Below are 16712 nucleotides of genomic sequence, written 5' to 3' on the forward strand. Positions count from 1 at the left end.
TGGGACCGGCATTGATCGACGTGAGAATTCGGGAAGATCCGGACGAAGCTTCGAAAGGCCTCAGGCAGGAAGCATTTCGGAGAGACGCTCCTTCACGACCTCTGGCTGCTGGTCGTAGAGAAAGCACGATGCGGTGTGGCGCCGGCTGATCTCATAGAGCGGCGGCTCGCTGGCGCACTGGTCCATCGCCATCGGACAACGGGAGCGGAAGCGACATCCTTCTCCGCTGCCACCGCTCGCCTCGCGCGCCTTGATCGGCTGCGCGCCCCAGCGCTGATCGAGGTTCGGCCAGGGGATCGAATCCACGAGCAACTGCGTATAGGGATGGCGCGGATCCTTGATCACCGCATCGACATCGCCCGCCTCCATCACACCGCCCCGATAGAGCACGATGATCGATTTCGCGATGTGATAGGCCGTGGTCAGGTCGTGCGTGATGTAGATGATCGAGACGCCATGATCGCGCTGCAGGTTGCGCAGCGTTTCGAGGATCGTCGCCCGAAGCGAGGCATCCACCATCGACACCGGCTCGTCGGCGATCAGCAGGCGCGGCTTCAGCAACAGCGCGCGCGCGACATTGATGCGCTGGCGCTGCCCGCCGGAGAGCTGATGGGGAAACCGACCCAGAATATCCTCCGGCCGCAGACCGACGGCGGTCAGCGCCTCCTCCATCTTGTTGCGGGCATCCGCCCTGGATTTCGCCAGCTTGAAGTGCTTGATCGGCACCGTCAGAAGATGGTCGACCGTATAGAACGGGTTGAAGACGGCGAACGGATCCTGGAACACCGCCTGCACCTCGCGGCGATAGGCGAGCTTGTCCTCGCCATAGAGCGTCGAGATGTTGCGGCCGCGATAGATGATGCGGCCGGTCGTGGGCAGGATGAAGCCGAGCAGCAGCATGGCGAGCGTGGTCTTGCCGCTGCCGCTCTCGCCCGCGACGGTCAGGATGGTCGGCTCGTCCTCCTTGAGCGTCAGCGAGATGTTCCGAAGCGCGATCGTGGCATGGGTGTTGATGAGGCCGCGCGTATAGGCCTTGGAGACATTCTCCAGCTGCAAGAGATCAGCCATGCGAAGCTTCTCCATCATAGAGGTGGCAGGTGACGCTCCGGCCGCCCGGCAGGATGCGCGGTTCGGGGCGCGTCGTGCCGCACATCGCCATGGCGCTGGAACAGCGGGGATGGAAGGCGCAGCCGCTCGGCAGCCGCAGCAGTGATGGTGCCAATCCCGGAATGCCCTGGAAGACGCCCTTATTTTCGAGGCTGGGAAGGCTCGAGATCAGCGCCCGCGCATAGGGATGCTTCGGATCGGTGAACATCTCGCGCACCGTGCTCATCTCGACGAGCCGGCCGGCATACATGACCGCAACCTTGTCGACGAACTGCGCCATCAGCCCCATGTCGTGGCCGATCAGGATGACAGCCGCGTTGATCTGCTTCTGCACATTGTCGATCGTCTCCATCACCTGGCGCTGGGTAACGACGTCGAGCGCGCTGGTCGGCTCGTCGGCGATGATCACATGCGGATCGAGCAGGATGCCGATCGCGATGCAGACGCGCTGTTTCATGCCGCCCGAGAGCTCGTGGGCATACATGCGGAAGACGCTCGCATCGAGATCGACGGACTGGAGCGCCCGCCGGCACCGCGCCTCGATCGCCGCCTTGGGCTCGCCCGGCAGGTGCGATTTCACCGCGTCCACCATCTGCGCGCCGATCCGCATCACCGGGTTGAGCGAGTTCATCGCCCCTTGCGGGATATAGGCGATCTTGCTCAGCCGGGCCTTGCGCATGCCCTCCTGGTCGAGCGACATCAGATCCGTATCGCCGACGATCACCTGCCCGCCTTCGATCCGGCCCGGCGGCTTGATCATGCGCATCATGGCGAGCGCCATGGTGCTCTTGCCCGAGCCGGATTCGCCGACCATGCCGAGCTTCTCGCCGGAATTCAGCGTGAAGCTCACATTGTCGAGCGCCTTGGCGCGCCCCGAGTCGGTGTAGTAGGTCACCTCGAGGTTGCGGACGCGAAGAACCGGATCGGCCGTTGCGGCCCTGAGAGCGTGCATAGGGGTGCTGGACTCCATCGCGCTTTGCATGAGCGTTACGTTCATTGCCGTCACTCCGACCTGCGCACGCGGGGATTGGCCAGTTCGTCGAGCCCCATATTGATGAGGGCGAGCGAGCCGAGGATCAGGATCATCGCGATCGACGGGATGATCGGCCACCACCACCAGCCATTAAAGAAGGCGCCCTGGCTCTGGGCAGCCCAGATGATGTTGCCGAGCAGCGGCTCGCGCAGGGGGCCGAGGCCGAGCACGGCGAGATAGAACGAGGCGAACACGGCGACGAACACCTGGGCCACGAAGGCGGCCGCGATGAACGGCAACAGGCAGGGCAGGATTTCCTTGAAGATGATGCCGAGGTCGCTCACGCCGGAGAGCTTCGCCACGGCGACGAACTGCCTCTCCTTCATCGTCAGGACCTGCGCGCGGATCACCAGGGTCGGGCCCATCCAGGCCAGCAGCACGACGATCAGCGCCATGGTGACGATGGTGACGTCGCGCTTGTCGAGCGAGCCCGCAATCACGACCTGGATCAGCAAGACCGGGATCGGCGTCAGGATCTGGCAGATCGTGCGGATGGAACCGTCGATCCACCGGCCGAAATAGGCCGAGATGAAGCCGAGGAAGACGCCGATCAGTGTCCCGAGCCCACCGGCGAGCACGCCGATAAAGGCCGTCTGCCACATGCCCACCACCATGGCGGCCAACAGGTCGCGGCCGAAGAAATCCGTGCCGAACGGGTATTTCCAGCTCGGCGGCTTCTTGAGCGCCACGGAGAGCGGATAGGCGTTCTTGGTGTTGACCGTGAGCAGGCCGATGACCGTGAAGGCGACCAGCGCGAGAAGGATGATGACGCCGAGCGCGAGGCCCTTGTTGCGGCGCAGGTAGCGGAGAAAGAGGACCAGGCTGCCCGGCCGTTCGATCGACTTCTCCACGGGGGGTGACAGCGCGACAGTGGACATGGTGCGCTCCTATGAATGCCGGATTCGAGGGTCGAGCAGCGGCAGGATGAATTCGACGACGGTCATCAGCACGGCGACCGCGATGGTGATGAACAGCACGATCCCGTAGATGGTCGGGAAGTCGTTCGAGCGGATCGCGAGATTGAGCATCGTGCCGATGCCCGGCAGGCCGAACAGCCCTTCGACGATGATCGCCGAGGTCACGACTGTGCCAAGCGCCAGGGCAAAGCCCGTGACCTGCGGCAGCATCGCGTTGCGAACGTAATAGTCGCGGAAGATACGGCCAGCGGTCAGGCCCTTGTGCTCGGCGAAGTTCACATAGTCCTCGCCCTGGATCGTGATGCCCATGCCGCGCATCGAGAGCACCCAGCCGCCGACCGAGCCGAAGATGAGCGCCAGCGCCGGCAGGATCTGATGCCGCATCAGGTCGAAGAAGAAGACCCAGGTCCAGGTCGGCACGACGCCGACCGAATAGGCGCCACCAAGCGGCAGCCATTTGAGGCGGAAGCCGATGAAGAAGAGCAGCAGGATGCCCATGATCACGGGGGGGACGCCCGTCAGCAGGATGAACGGCGTCGCAAACCCGCGCAGCCATCCCGGCGCGCGCGGCCAGGCGGAAATGGCGCCGAGCAGATTGCCGATGACGAAGCTCAGGATCGTCGTGACGAGCAGCAGGCCGATCGTCCAGGGCAAAGATTGCGCGATCAGGTCCGACACGGTCGACGGATAGCGATAGAGCGAATAGCCGAAGTCCAGGCGCACGATATTGCCGAGATAGTGCCAGTATTGCGTCAACAGCGGCTGATCGAGGCCGAACTGCTGGTTCATGTTGGCAATGATCTTCTCCAGATCTTCGGGCGAGAAACCGCCCGTGCGCGCCAGTTCACCGAACCGCTCGCGCAGTGCGTTGCGGCTGGACAGGCGTGGAATGAAGAAGACGATTGTCGACGCGGCCCAGATGACGAGGACAAGGAAGACAAGGCGTCGGATGACGAGCTTGAAAGTCACGGCGATGTTCCTGACGTCTCTTGCTGTTTCGGCAAGTCCCGCCGCATGGGCGCGTCTTGCCGTCGGGGATGGTGCGCGCCGATGGAGCGCGCACCCTCTCTCGCAAGCGGATTGCTTGCTTTCGCGGACGGACTATTGAGCGCCCGTCGGCTGCAGCGAGACAATCACCGGCAGGCCGGTATGAGCCCAGAACGCGCCGTTCGTGCCCGAAGCGACGTTCGTGGAGCTCGGCCAGTTCTTCCAGTAGTGGTTGTTGTAGGGGATGCGGTGCAGCCACTGGATCACCGGAACGTCGATGACGTCGCGCCAGTAGATGCCCATGGCCTTGGCGGCCCCTTCCTGGAACTTGGGATCGTCCGAACCAAGCGGCGAGATCTCGTCCAGGATCTTGTCGAACTCCTCGTTCTTGTAGCGCGAGAAGCGGTTGTTGCCGGCGGCGGAGCCGATCGAATTGCTGTACTTGCCGTGGAAGAGGTTCAGCGCCTCGAACGGGTCGTACAGGCTGGCGCCATGGCCGAACATGTAGAGGCCGGCCTTGCCGTCCACCATGTTCTGATAGGCATCGGTGCCGAAGTTCACATTGGCATCGAAGCCAGCCTGGCGCAGCATTTCAGCGAGCACCGGGGCGATATCGCCATGGATGTTCTCGAAGGCCTGGATCGTGGCATCGAACGTCTTGCCGTCCTTCTCCCACAGGCCGTCGCTGTTCTTGGTGAAGCCGGCCTCGGTCATGAGCTTGGCGCTCTCTTCGAGGTCGAACTTGCCCGGCTCGTACTTCGCCGCCTCAGCCTTCACCGCGTCCGAATCCGCGAACTTCTGCAGGTTCGGATAGAGCGGGAAAGGATAGATGGTGGCGATCTTGGCGCCGTCGTAGAGGACTTCGTCGATCTTGTCCCGGTCGATGGCGAGGCTGATCGCCTTGCGCACGCGCACGTCGTTATAGGGCGGGAGCTGATCGTTCATCCAGAGCGAGTTCGGCCACCAGTCGAGATAGCCATAGGGCGACTCGGTACCGGTCCAGGACTGGATATCCTTGTTCTGCTCAAGGATGTTGCCAATGATCTGGGCGCGCATGTCGACCGACGAGTCGAACTCGTTGTTCACGAGCCGCTGGGCAACCGTGTCCATCGGCTGGTTGAGGACATTGACCACCACGACCCGCTTGACCGCGGGCTCGGGCGAGCGTCCAGCCTTCACGCCCCACCAGTCGGGGCGCAGATCCATGATCTTCTGGTTGGCGTTCCAGGCGACGATGTCATAGGGGCCGGAATGCGGCATCTGGTCGAGGCCGACGGCCTTGGTCGGATCGGCCTGGGCCGCTTCCCAATGCTCCGGCACGATCGGCAGGCCGGTATCGAACTTCTCCGTCAGCACCTCGAACTTGAAGCGCGGCGCGGGCTGCTTGAACTTCACTTCGACCGTCAGGTCGTCCTTCGCGGTGACGCTCTCGACGAACTGCTGGAAATGGGCGTGATAGGGCAGCGTCTCGCGCTGCATCTGCCCTTCGAACGTATAGACGACGTCCTTGGAGGTGACCGGCTTGCCGTCGCTCCACTTCGCGTCCTTGTTCAGCTTGATCTCGAGCGAGGTGAAATCCGGGCTCGTATATTCCATGCTGTCGGCGAGCCAGGGAATGTACTCGCCCTTGAAGATGGCGAAATACATCAATGGCTCGAACAGGAGGTTGTTGCCCTCCTGGTGCGTATAACCCGGCAAAACCCATGGATTGGTCGTGCCCATGGACGTGCCACCGGCAACGCCCCATCCGAGAACGAGTGTCTCGTTGCGCGGGACGACCGGCAGAGCGCCCTTCGGCGCGATTTCCTGCGCGGCCGGCAGGCCAGCCCCGCCACTTTGCGCGAACGAAGCCACCGGCGTCAGCATGGTCGCAGCGACCAGCATCGCGCCTGCAATACTCTTTAGATTGACCATATGACAGATCTCCTCCCTTTACTGTCGAATGGAACAAAGTCTTATTCTGACTTCGAATTAGCTCTTCCTGCTCCTTCTTCGAAAGCTCAACCAGATAACGGTTAATCGCACGAAATCACCGGCCTTGTTTATCTATATTTCCGATGCGTCGCGAAACCGCCCAAACCAGAGCCCAAGCCCCCCCTAAGCAGACCCGACGCGCCATCGCCGATTCCTCGGTCGACGATGAACGCGTCCCATGCCGTCGCCACCTCCAAGCCCAAGCAACAGACACGACAAATCAATCAACACTAACGTTGATAATTACCATGATAGCGATTTTCCGATGAATCGACCATAATAGATCGAATTTCATCTGCATCCTCCCGTTGCGGTATTGCAAATTTCTCAAGCAACCCGCTATTATATATTATAACCTTAGCGTTAAGTCAGTTTAACGACTTGGTCAACCGCGAACCCTCCATTTTCGGGCCGAATTTCGTGTGCCAGATCACTTTTCCGGCGGGTTCGTTTCGGCGAGCGCCGGCGTGGCGAAAGCCAGACAGAATCATCGTTTCCAGGCCCTCGCCCGACCGCTCAACACGTGTCGGGTCATAGGCCCAACCAATCGCAATCAAGAGGAGGAAGAAGCCATGTCCGAAGCCGCCATGCGGGTCGCCGTGGGCCAGTTTCACGACCTGACGGACGAGAAGCTCCGTTTCGCCGCGCAGATCGGCGTCACGGGGATCCAGATGAACAATCCGAGCCTGCCCGGCGATACCCATTGGGAAGAGGCCGATATCCGCAAGCTGGTCGACAAGATCGAGGCGGCCGGCCTCATCTTCGAGGCAATCGAAAACGTCCCCACCCATTTCTACAACAAGGCCATGCTGGGCCTGCCGGGCCGCGACGAGCAGATCGAGAATTACTGCCGGACCGTGCGCAACATTGGACGGGCGGGCGTGCCGATCCTCGGCCTGCATTTCATGCCGAATTCGGTCTGGCGCACCGAGCGCCGCGCGCCTGGCCGCGGCGGCGCCGGCAATACACGCTTCGAGATGGCCAAGGTCGAGGGCACGACGAAGGATGACTGGCGCCGCTTCATGCCGACCACGCTCGGCCGCCCTGATTCCATGCCGGTCTTCGACGAAGAGGACGACATCATCACCGCCGACATGATGTGGTCGAACTACACTTACTTCATGGACGCCGTGCTGCCGGTCGCGGAGGAAGCCGGCGTGAAGATCGCCCTCCATCCCGATGATCCGCCCGTGCCGATGCTGGGCGGCGTCGCCCGCATCTTCAAGGAGCCGACCGATTTCAAGCGTGCCTATGCGCGCTATGCGAACAGCCCGTCCTGGGGTCTCGACCTCTGCCTTGGCTGCTGCTCGGAAATGCCGGGCGGCGCCGACAATGTGCGAGACCTGATCACCTTCTTCGCGCCGAAGGGCCGGATCTTCTACATCCATTTCCGCGACGTGCAGGGCACGGTTCCCGACTTCATCGAATGCTTCATCGGCGAAGGCAATTTCGACCCGGCGGAGGTCATGACGCTGCTGAAGGCGAACGGCTTCTCCGGCTTCCTGCTCGACGACCACGTTCCGCACATGGACGACGACACCGACTGGAACCATCGCGGGCGCGCCCATGCGATCGGCTACATGCAAGGCTTGCTGCGCATGGCCGAACGCGCGGCCTGAGGCGCTGCCGCTAGCGATCGAAGAAGCCGGCATCGTCTTCTCGCAAATATTGTTTCGCGGCCTCGGCATTGATGTCGAGGCCGAGACCCGGCGCCTCGAGCAGATCGACCATGCTGTCCTTGACGATCTGCTGGGGAAGCCCTTCCACGATGTCGTACCACCAGGGATCGGAGGCGCTCGGATACTCGAAGGCGATATAGTTCGCCGGCAAAGTCGCGCACACATTGATCAGCGCGCCGAGGCCGAGCAGGCCATTGGCGGTGCCGTGCGGCGCCATCAGGATCGAGTGCATGTGCGCATGCTCCGCAATCCATTTCAGCTCGGCGATGCCGCCGACATCGGCCGGGTCCGGGCCGACGACGTTGATCGCCTGGGTCTCGATCAGTTCCTTGAAATTGTTGCGGAGATAGATCTGCTCGCCAGTGTGGATCGGCACGGTGGTCGAGGTCGTCAGCTCGCGATAGGCCTGCGGGTTGACCCAGGGCGTGTAGTCGCCGGTCAGCATGTCCTCGAGCCACATCAGATTGTATTTTTCGACGGCGCGGGCGAAGCGGATCGCATCCGGCAGCATCCAGCCGGGGCCGCAATCGAGCGCCAGGCTCACCTTGTCGCCGAGCACCTCCTTCATCGCCGCGACGCAGTCGAGCATGTGGTTGAAGCCACGCTCGCTGATCAGCCCGGTATCCATCGCACCGTGGAAATGACTGTCCTGCGGAATGCCGTAATGGAAATCGGGAAAATCGCGCTTCATCGACGAGTGGAAGCTGATGCCCTGCTTCACCATGAAGAACTGCTCGGGCAGATCCATCATCCACTTGCATTCGGCGGCGTAGTCTTCAGGCCTCGTCCCCGTCATCGGCCGCCTGCGCGAGCCGTTATAGACGCGGACCTTGTCACGCACCTTGCCGCCGAGGAGCTTATAGACCGGTACATTCGCCGCCTTGCCGGCAATATCCCAGAGCGCATGCTCGATCGCGCTGATCGCCGCGCCATAGGGCTTGAAACTGCCCCGCTGGCGGATCTTCAGCATGCAGCGCTCGACGTCGGTCGGGTCTTCGCCGATCAGCGCCTCGCGGAACTGCAGCACGAAGGGCTTCAGATAGGTCTTGGTGAATTCGACCTCACCCAGCCCGTAAAGGCCCTCATCGGTGGTGATGCGCACAATCGGATGACGCCCGATCACCGCGCACTTCAAATCCTTGATCTTCATTGGCAATATCCGCGCTGGAGTTTCCGCTTCAAACGAGAGAGGGCGACGTTCAGTCGTCCTCATGCCCGCGGAAATCGGCGCCCACGCGCAGATCGTTCCATTCGTTGGTAGCGGCGAAATAGCTGGCGTTCTTGCGCAGGTTCTCGCGGATGACGTCCTCGTTGAGATCGATTCCGAGGCCCGGCGCATCCGGCACGCTGACATAGCCGTCGGCCATGTAGTCGGCATCCATCCCGCGCACCAGATCGCGGAAGAATGGCAGGTCGAGACCGTGATGCTCGACCGCGACGAGGCTCGCGATCGAGGCACCGAGATGCACATTCGCCATGAAACCGACCGGCGAACAGCAGGCATGCAGCGCCGTCGGAATGCCGAAGCGCTCGGCATGGTCGGCGATGCGCTTGGTCTCCATCAGCCCACCGGAGGAGAGCATATCGGGATGGATGATATCGAAGGCGCGCGTTTCGATCGCCTCGCGGAACCCTTCCCAGAGATAGAGGTCCTCGCCGGCGGCAACCGGCGTCAGCAGCGCATCGGCGACCTTCTTGTGCCCGGCAATGTCGCGCCAGGGCATGACATCCTCGATCCAGGCGAGATTATAGGGCTCGATCGCCTTGCCGATGCGGATGGCTTCATCGGCCGTGACATAACCCTCGCCAAAATGATCGGTGCAGAGAGAGACCTCGTCGCCGACCGCCTCGCGCACCGCGGCACAGATCGAGGCCGCGAGCTCGACGCCCTTCTCGCTGATACGCGGGCCAGCGCCGCGCCCGGGGACATACCATTGATTATACTGATGATATTCGTGCTTCGTCGCGCTGCCGACCAGCGCGCCGGGGGTCTTCTCGAAGAGCCGCGCCGGCAGGTCGAACTTGATGAAGGTGAGGCCGAGCGCGCGACGCCGCATCACGACCTCGACATAGCCCTCGGGCGTCTGGTTGCGCGGCGCCGGCGTATCGCCATAGAGGCGCACCTTGTCGCGATATTTGCCGCCGAGGAGCTGGTAGCAGGGAATGCCATAGACCTTGCCGACCAGGTCCATCAGCGCGATCTCGATGCCGCAGACGCCGCCCGCCTCGCGGCTGTCGCCGCCATAGCGCTTGATCGACTTGAACAGATAATCGACGTTGCAGGGATTCTGGCCGACCAGCAGGTGCTTCAGCCGGAGTGCCGTGTCGGGATGGGCGCCGTCGCGCACCTCTCCCAGGCCATAGATGCCCTGATTGGTGTCGATCCTGAGGATCGGATAGTAGCCATGCCCGACGATCGTCGCGACGCGGACATCGGTTATTCTGAGTTTTGACGGCTCTGATGCAATGCGGATCGCGTTCTCGACGCTTTCAGTCAACTCCAACGGCTCGGCAACAACGGACACTTGGTTTCCTCCGGATTGTCATTTTGTGCATGGTGGTTAATCCACCTTGTCTTTGGGCAGCGTGCGGCGGGCAGCGCGCATCTGCTCGATGATGTGACGGCCCGATCCTTCGACGTGCCGCGCGATGATCGCGGCGGCCGCCTGTTCGTCATGGGCCTTGATCGCCTCGATCACCTCGCCATGCTCGCGCATCACCGCGGCCTGGCGCCCGAGCGAGGTGCGGTGGCGGCGACTGATGGCGCGCAGGATCTCGCGGTGCTTCCACCAGAGATCGACCGCGTGGCGATTGTAATGGCGCTCATACATGGTGTGGTGAAACTGGGTGTCGAGCACGGTGTGGCGCAGCGGGTCGGAGTAGTTGAGCCGCAGCATCTCGGCATGGAGCGCCTCGAGCGTCTCGATATCGGCGTCGGTGGCAATACCGACGAACCAGCGCGTCAGGGCCGGCTCGATCAGAACCTCAATCTCGTAGATGTCGCGGATGAAATCCTCGTCGATCGGGCGTACCCGAGCGCCGCGGTTCTGCGCCATCGTGACGAATCCCTCGCCGCGGAGCTGCTGCAAGGCTTCGCGGACAGGATTGGTCGAAGTTCCATGCTGCTCGGCGAGATCGGCGACGATCAGGCGCGCATTGGCCGGCAGGCGACCCGAAATAATGTCCTCGCGGATCGCCTCATAGACCGAGGCTTCGCGGTCAGGCGACTGAAAAGCAGAGAAATCCAGGCTGGGAGCAATGCTCATCGCGGGCTTCTGCGTAACCTGACCGTGCCGCAATACCCGAACTTCAGAGTACCGCACGTGATCCATTCAATTTCGTGTACGATTTGTGCCGGAACCAACATGGATTGTCCAGCGCGGAATGCAGCCCCGCAATCACCGCGCAAAACCCGGCTTGACGGCGGCACCGTCCCGGTCCCATAAGGACTAATATGTTATGTTATAACATTACATAAATGGGACATGAGATGAATCACCGCCGCCTCCCCGTGACCGTGCTCTCCGGCTTTCTCGGCGCCGGAAAGACCACCCTGCTGAACCATATCCTCGCCAATCGCGAGGGCCGCCGCGTCGCCGTCATCGTCAACGACATGAGCGAGGTGAATATCGACGCCGAACTCGTTCGCCAGGATGGCGGCCTGTCCCGCACGGAGGAGAAACTGGTCGAGATGACCAATGGCTGCATCTGCTGCACGCTGCGCGACGACCTCCTGACCGAGGTGCGGCGGCTCGCGGCGGATGGCCGGTTCGACTATCTGGTCATTGAGGGAACGGGCATTGCCGAGCCGCTACCGGTGGCCGCGACCTTCGACTTCCGCGACGAGAATGGCGCGAGCCTTGCCGATGTCGCGCGTCTCGACTGCATGGTGACGGTGGTCGACGCCGCCAGCCTGATCCACGACTATGGCAGCCATGATTTCCTGAAGGATCGCGGCGAGACCGCCGGCGAGGGCGACGACCGCACGCTGGTCGATCTGATCGTCGAGCAGATCGAGTTCGCCGACGTCGTCATTCTCAACAAGGCCGATCTCGCCTCGAGGCACGACATCATGGTCGCGCGCCAGATCGTCATGGCGCTCAATGCCGAAGCGCGCATCATCGAGGCCGAGCACGGCCGCGTCCCGCTCGCCGCCATCCTCGATACGGGCCTGTTCGATTTCGAGAAGGCGCAGACCCATCCGCTCTGGTTCAAGGAGTTGAACGGCTTCAGGGATCATGTTCCGGAGACGGAGGAATATGGCATCCGCTCCTTCGTCTATCACCAGCGCCGCCCCTTCGATCCCGCCCGCTTCCACGCCTTCACGCAGGTGGCATGGCCGGGGGTGATCCGCGCCAAGGGCTTCTTCTGGCTTGCGACGCGCCCCGATCTCGTCGGCGAGATCGCCCAGGCCGGCGCACTGGTGCGCACGCTCCGCCGCGGACGCTGGTGGGCCTCGGTGTCGCCACAGCGCTGGCCCGATGATGCGGAATGGCGCGCAGCGATGCGCGGCTATCTCGATCCCGTATGGGGCGACCGGCGCCAGGAAATCGTCTTCATCGGCATCGACCCGATGGACGAGCAAGCCCTGCGCCAGCAACTCGACGACTGCCTCGTCCCCTCGGTCACGGCCTTCACGCCAAAGGCATGGGCAAAGCTGCACGACCCCTTCCCGACTTGGGCCGCGAACGTCGCCTGAGCACGCAACGGCCACCAGCCGCCGATGAGGCGGGCGGTGCCGATCGGCGCTGAAGGGCGCAGCGACCTTATCAAGGACGAGACGTGATCAACCGTGCGATTGGCAAAATGCAGCATGCAATCGGGAACGATGTCCATGCAGATGACACCCCCTTCGAACGGTCGCGCGGGATCACGCCGATGCGCGCCCGGTAGCTGTCCTGCCACGTATAGGGAAAGGCACGACCGGATTGGTGATCGAGCGCGACACTCGGATCGAACCAGACGACATGATTCTCGGTGATCGCGACGTCATGGATCACCGAGGCGTTCGGCCGTCGATCAAATCGCTGTGCACCTCGGCGCCCTCCGTGCGGTCGGCGGATTTCTCGACCGACCGCGCGGGAAACACTGATCAAGACGAGCGTCTGGACGAGTTTTGGTGTGCAAATGCGAGCCCAAGGGCGACCAGCATCATGGCGCCGGCCAGCAGGAAGGTCAGCCGCGTCCCTGAGGCGATGGCCGGAGCGGTCGCGCGAGCGAACTCTTCCGTCCCCACGCCGAAGGCGAAGACCGCGCCCATGGCCGAGGCGCCGGCGATGAGACCGATATTGCGTGACAGGCTGAGCAATCCAGAGACCGTGCCGCGTCGCTCCCTGGAGATGTCGGCCAGCGCGGCCGTGTTATTGGCCGCCTGGAAGAGCTGATATCCGGGCGTCAGCACGATGATGGAAAGCACATAGCCGTAGACACCGGCCCCGTTTGGCAGCAGCGCCAGCAGAAACGCTCCCGCTGCGAGGAGGACGAGGCCGATGGCCAGCATGCGGTCCGTGCCCCACGCATCGACCAGTCGCCCGGACGGAATGCCGCTCAAGATCGAGATGACGGGGCCGACCGCCATGACGAAACCGACCTGCGTCGCCGTCAGGCCCAGGCCAATGCCGAGATAGAAGGGACCGACCACCAGCGTCGTCATCATCACGGCGGCGACCATGACATTCACGAGCAGATTGGGCACCAGTTGCCGATTCATGACCTGCCAGAGGCCAGCGGAAGGCGCCCTTTCCTTTGACGCGGCGGCCGGGAGCATGAAGATGGCCAGGATCAGGGCCATGACCGCCAGCGGTACCTGGACCCAGAAGATGCCGCGCCATCCCGCCACCGGGATCAGCAGGCCGCCCAGCGAGGGGCCAAGCGCTGTTCCCAGCGCCGATACAGTGCCCAGCAGCCCCATGGCTCGCCCGACACGCGCCTCGTTCGCGGTGTGGCGCATCAGCGCCATGGCGAGCGTCATCAGGAATCCGGCACCAATACCCTGAAGCGCCCGCGCGGCGATCAGCAGGGGGAGGCTCGAAGCGATGGCGCAGAGCAGCGAGGCGGCAGCGAACACGGCCAGACCGGCGACCAGCATGGGCCTCAACCCGTAGGCATCTCCCAGTCGACCAGCGATCACGACCGAGACTGTAAGCGCCGCGAGATAGGCGACGACCACCGCCTGGACCTGCGAAAACGGCGTGGAGAAGGCTTCCGCGAGCGTTGGCAGCGCGATGTTGGCAATGCTGGTGCCGAGTGAGGCCAGCAGCATCGAGAGCGCCAGTGTGATCGTGATTCCCGTTTGGGCCTTGTTGGATCCATATGATTTTGCCTGTTCCATGACTTCGTCCTCTTGATTCAATGTCCACTGGAGAGCAGGCTGCCACTTCAAGCCAACTTGAGGTCAAGCATGAAATTTCTCGACATTGGAGAGGTTGCGGAAAAGAGCGGAATCAAGCCCTCGGCGCTTCGCTATTACGAGGAGGCGGGGCTGATCACCTCGGTCGCGCGTCACGGACTGCGCCGGCAGTTTCCTCCCGAGGTGCTGCTGCAGCTCAAGCTGATTGCGATGGGGAAGACGGCTGGATTCTCGCTCGAGGAGATCGCCGGGATGTTCTATCGAGATGGAATGCCCAACCTGTCGCGCGACAAAATCCACGCGAAAGCGGATGAGATCGACCTCAAGATCCGCGAATTGATGGCGCTGCGCGATACGCTCCGCCATGTCGCCGATTGCCCGGCACCCTCCCATATGGAGTGCCCGACGTTTCGGCGCCTCGTAGATGTCGCTGGCAAGCGCGTTGTGAAGCGCGCAAAGGAGCCAAAGCCGAAGAGTGGCAACCGACCGGCATGACGAAGCACCCCCGCTTGGGGACACGGCTGATCTGCGCAGCAGCCATGCGGATCGTGAACAGGCACCGGGAAGCGGCCCGCCACAATTGGTCTTCATGGCAACGCGCTCCGGGAACGTCCGCGCGCCATGATGAAGTTGGTCGAGAGCGTGGCCGGCGCGTCCTATACCTAAGTTTATGCTGCTAACGCCATTCGATACTGCCGCTGCCCATGCGTAGGATATGGCGTCAGAGCGCTCCTCCGTAAGCTCAATCTCATCGGGCAACCCCATAGCCCACGACCAGGATCGGCAATCTGCAAGATCGATCCAGCTCTGGTCCATGGAAGCGTTGCCGTTTGACAGAGATGAAGCAGCGAGGAGATTGACGATGTTCAACGATGTCCAGGCGGTTACTCAGACCACGGCACAGACGTCCCAGATGTTCCACGACGATGATCTGGCGGGCGAGTTCGAGATCGATGCCGCATCCGATGCAGCGCTCCTGGATACGCTCTTCACGCTTGCCATCGTCACGGACAAGGCCAACCTCGTCGTCGTCATCCCGGGTGACGATCGCGCCGGCATGACGGGCGACCTCGCCTCCCCGCTCGATCGTGCCGTCGCGCTGCTTCCCGAGGCGATGCCGACCCATATCGCGCCGGCCACCAATCCGGATTTGCGCCGCTTCTTCAGCGCGCTGCGCCAGCAGAAGGTCCATGCGGGCTTCCTCGTCATCGACCTCCGCATCAAGCCCGACGCGACGCTGGAACAGCTTGCCGCCTCTCTGCTTCGCGCCAAACAGGCCGAGCCGGCGTCGTCCGAACTCTATGCCAATGCGATCGGGGCGACCCTCGCGGCACGGATTGCGGAGGAATCGCCGCTGCGCGCCGAGGGCGCCCGTCGCCCCTGCGGAACGCTGTCGAAGTGGCGGCTGAAGCGCGCCATCGAGTATATCGACGCCCATCTCGGCGAGACGATCACGCTGGCCGAAATGGCGGAGGCGGCGCGGCTGACCCGCATGCATTTCGCGGCGCAGTTCCGTGCCAGCACGGGCCTGCCGCCGCATGCCTTCCTGCTCCGCCGGCGGATCGATCGCGCCAAGCAATTGCTGCTCGACGACCGGGAGACGATCGTCGGCGTCGCCTTGACCGTCGGCTTCCAGACGCAGGCCCATTTCACCACCGTCTTCAAGCGCTTCGTCGGCGACACGCCCTATCAGTGGCGCCGCGCCCAAGCGGCAGGACGCACGCCCGCGCGTGCACAGCGTCGGGGCGTTGCCCAGCCGGGCCGGGTCCAGGCACCTGCCGGCCGTTGGCCGTCCCACGACGCCAGCCAGGGCGCGATGATCTCCTGACCTCGATCTTCTCCCTGAATATCAACGCAGATGGTCGACCGACATGATCGAGTTTCTTGGGCCCCAGACACGCCGGGCCACCCTGCCTGATCTCGGCGCTCTCTTTCCCGGCGCGGATCGGTCGACGACCGAAAGCGGATGGTCGCCGTGCGGCCCGCTCGACGATCTGCAAGAGATGATCAACTGCCTCTCCAGCACGCTGGCGCTGATGCGCCTGCGCATCCGGCGCGCCCAGTCGACCGATCTGGAGCCGCTGATCGACGACGCCGAACAGGCCACTGCCCGCGCCGGCACGCTGGCCCGCGGACTGGCCCCCTTCCTCGGCAATTCCCTCGAAGCGCCCGAACCGGCCGACGTCAACGAGATCGTCCTGACCGTCGGCCGTTCGCTCGACGAGGCCGGATTTGGCGGCGGCCTGCAATTCGCGCTGGCGCAGGCGCTGCCGCCGGTCCATCGCGACACCGACGAGATCTCGGGCGCATTGCTGCAGGGCTTCCTGCTGTTCTCCGAAAACGCGGCGCATGCGAAAAGCGCGCCGATCCGTGTCGAGACGTGTCGCGCCATCCTGCGGGCTCCGCATGGCGAGCTCGCGCCCGGCGCCTATATCTGCGTCGGGATAGGTCAGGTCCTGCCGGCCGACCGGCGAGCGGGCGGGGATGGGCGCCCTGCCGAAGAGGCAAAAAAGGGTTGGCCGAAGCGGTCCGTCCGCCGACTGTCGCGCGCCATGGCCTGCCTGGAGGGGCATGTCGAGACGCGGACGAAGGATGAGGGACGGGCCATCGAGCTCTATTTTCCGATCCGCGCAAGCAGCGCCTGAGAACCCGCGTCAGCGAGCGAG

Annotated in this window: 15 protein-coding genes; 5 read left to right on the top strand and 10 right to left on the bottom strand. The window is 63.1% G+C overall.

Annotated elements, in window-relative coordinates; translation table 11 throughout:
- Positions 1-60: 60 nt before the first annotated feature.
- The 5 genes from QO014_RS13355 to QO014_RS13375 form a co-directional block, all read right to left on the bottom strand.
- The gene (locus tag QO014_RS13355; protein WP_266349190.1) at positions 61-1068 is read right to left on the bottom strand and encodes an ABC transporter ATP-binding protein; all 1008 of its coding nucleotides are present in this window, start codon (positions 1066-1068) and stop codon (positions 61-63) included.
- A complete protein-coding gene (locus QO014_RS13360; protein ID WP_266349191.1) occupies positions 1061-2059 on the bottom strand; it encodes an ABC transporter ATP-binding protein in 999 nt (332 codons plus the stop codon). Before QO014_RS13360 ends, QO014_RS13355 begins: the two co-directional genes overlap by 8 nt.
- A gap of 50 nt (positions 2060-2109) precedes the next feature.
- Complete coding sequence (locus QO014_RS13365; RefSeq protein ID WP_266349192.1) at positions 2110-3018, bottom strand: ABC transporter permease; 909 nt, start codon at positions 3016-3018, stop codon at positions 2110-2112.
- A gap of 9 nt (positions 3019-3027) precedes the next feature.
- A complete protein-coding gene (locus tag QO014_RS13370; RefSeq protein WP_266349193.1) occupies positions 3028-4026 on the bottom strand; it encodes an ABC transporter permease in 999 nt (332 codons plus the stop codon).
- Between the two features lie 132 nt (positions 4027-4158).
- The gene (locus QO014_RS13375; RefSeq protein ID WP_266349194.1) at positions 4159-5958 is read right to left on the bottom strand and encodes an ABC transporter substrate-binding protein; all 1800 of its coding nucleotides are present in this window, start codon (positions 5956-5958) and stop codon (positions 4159-4161) included.
- A gap of 632 nt (positions 5959-6590) precedes the next feature.
- On the opposite strand from QO014_RS13375, the gene QO014_RS13380 reads away from it, so the two are divergent.
- Positions 6591-7637: a mannonate dehydratase gene (locus QO014_RS13380; protein ID WP_266349195.1), complete on the top strand. Its 1047-nt coding sequence runs from the start codon at positions 6591-6593 to the stop codon at positions 7635-7637.
- Between the two features lie 10 nt (positions 7638-7647).
- On the opposite strand, the gene QO014_RS13385 is transcribed toward QO014_RS13380, so the two are convergent.
- Genes QO014_RS13385 through QO014_RS13395 form a run of 3 tightly spaced genes read right to left on the bottom strand, consistent with a single transcriptional unit; the run spans position 7648 to position 10957 of the window.
- Positions 7648-8847 carry a mandelate racemase/muconate lactonizing enzyme family protein gene (locus QO014_RS13385; RefSeq protein WP_266349196.1) on the bottom strand — a complete coding sequence of 400 codons (1200 nt, stop codon included), beginning with the start codon at positions 8845-8847 and terminating at the stop codon, positions 7648-7650.
- Positions 8848-8896: 49 nt separating this feature from the next.
- Positions 8897-10222 carry a mandelate racemase/muconate lactonizing enzyme family protein gene (locus QO014_RS13390; protein ID WP_266349197.1) on the bottom strand — a complete coding sequence of 442 codons (1326 nt, stop codon included), beginning with the start codon at positions 10220-10222 and terminating at the stop codon, positions 8897-8899.
- A gap of 36 nt (positions 10223-10258) precedes the next feature.
- A complete protein-coding gene (locus QO014_RS13395) occupies positions 10259-10957 on the bottom strand; it encodes a GntR family transcriptional regulator (protein ID WP_370877140.1) in 699 nt (232 codons plus the stop codon).
- A 230-nt stretch (positions 10958-11187) separates the two neighbouring features.
- On the opposite strand from QO014_RS13395, the gene QO014_RS13400 reads away from it, so the two are divergent.
- Positions 11188-12396: a GTP-binding protein gene (locus tag QO014_RS13400; protein ID WP_266349199.1), complete on the top strand. Its 1209-nt coding sequence runs from the start codon at positions 11188-11190 to the stop codon at positions 12394-12396.
- 70 nt (positions 12397-12466) lie between these two features.
- Here QO014_RS13400 and QO014_RS24570 read toward each other — a convergent pair whose 3' ends face one another.
- Entirely contained in the window at positions 12467-12793 is a 327-nt protein-coding gene (locus QO014_RS24570) for a carotenoid oxygenase family protein (RefSeq protein WP_370877133.1), read from the bottom strand.
- The gene (locus QO014_RS13405) at positions 12790-14028 is read right to left on the bottom strand and encodes an MFS transporter (RefSeq protein ID WP_266349200.1); all 1239 of its coding nucleotides are present in this window, start codon (positions 14026-14028) and stop codon (positions 12790-12792) included. The genes QO014_RS24570 and QO014_RS13405 overlap by 4 nt, the downstream gene beginning before the upstream one ends.
- A 69-nt stretch (positions 14029-14097) precedes the next feature.
- On the opposite strand from QO014_RS13405, the gene QO014_RS13410 reads away from it, so the two are divergent.
- From QO014_RS13410 to QO014_RS13420, 3 genes are all read left to right on the top strand, one after another.
- Positions 14098-14541: a helix-turn-helix domain-containing protein gene (locus QO014_RS13410; protein ID WP_266349201.1), complete on the top strand. Its 444-nt coding sequence runs from the start codon at positions 14098-14100 to the stop codon at positions 14539-14541.
- 367 nt (positions 14542-14908) lie between these two features.
- Entirely contained in the window at positions 14909-15874 is a 966-nt protein-coding gene (locus QO014_RS13415; RefSeq protein WP_266349202.1) for a helix-turn-helix domain-containing protein, read from the top strand.
- A 43-nt stretch (positions 15875-15917) separates the two neighbouring features.
- Positions 15918-16691, top strand: a complete 774-nt coding sequence (locus tag QO014_RS13420; RefSeq protein WP_266349203.1) for a sensor histidine kinase — start codon at positions 15918-15920, stop codon at positions 16689-16691.
- The last annotated feature ends 21 nt before the right edge of the window (positions 16692-16712 follow it).

This window comes from Kaistia dalseonensis (assembly GCF_030814715.1).
GTDB classification, from domain to species: Bacteria; Pseudomonadota; Alphaproteobacteria; order Rhizobiales; family Kaistiaceae; genus Kaistia; species Kaistia dalseonensis.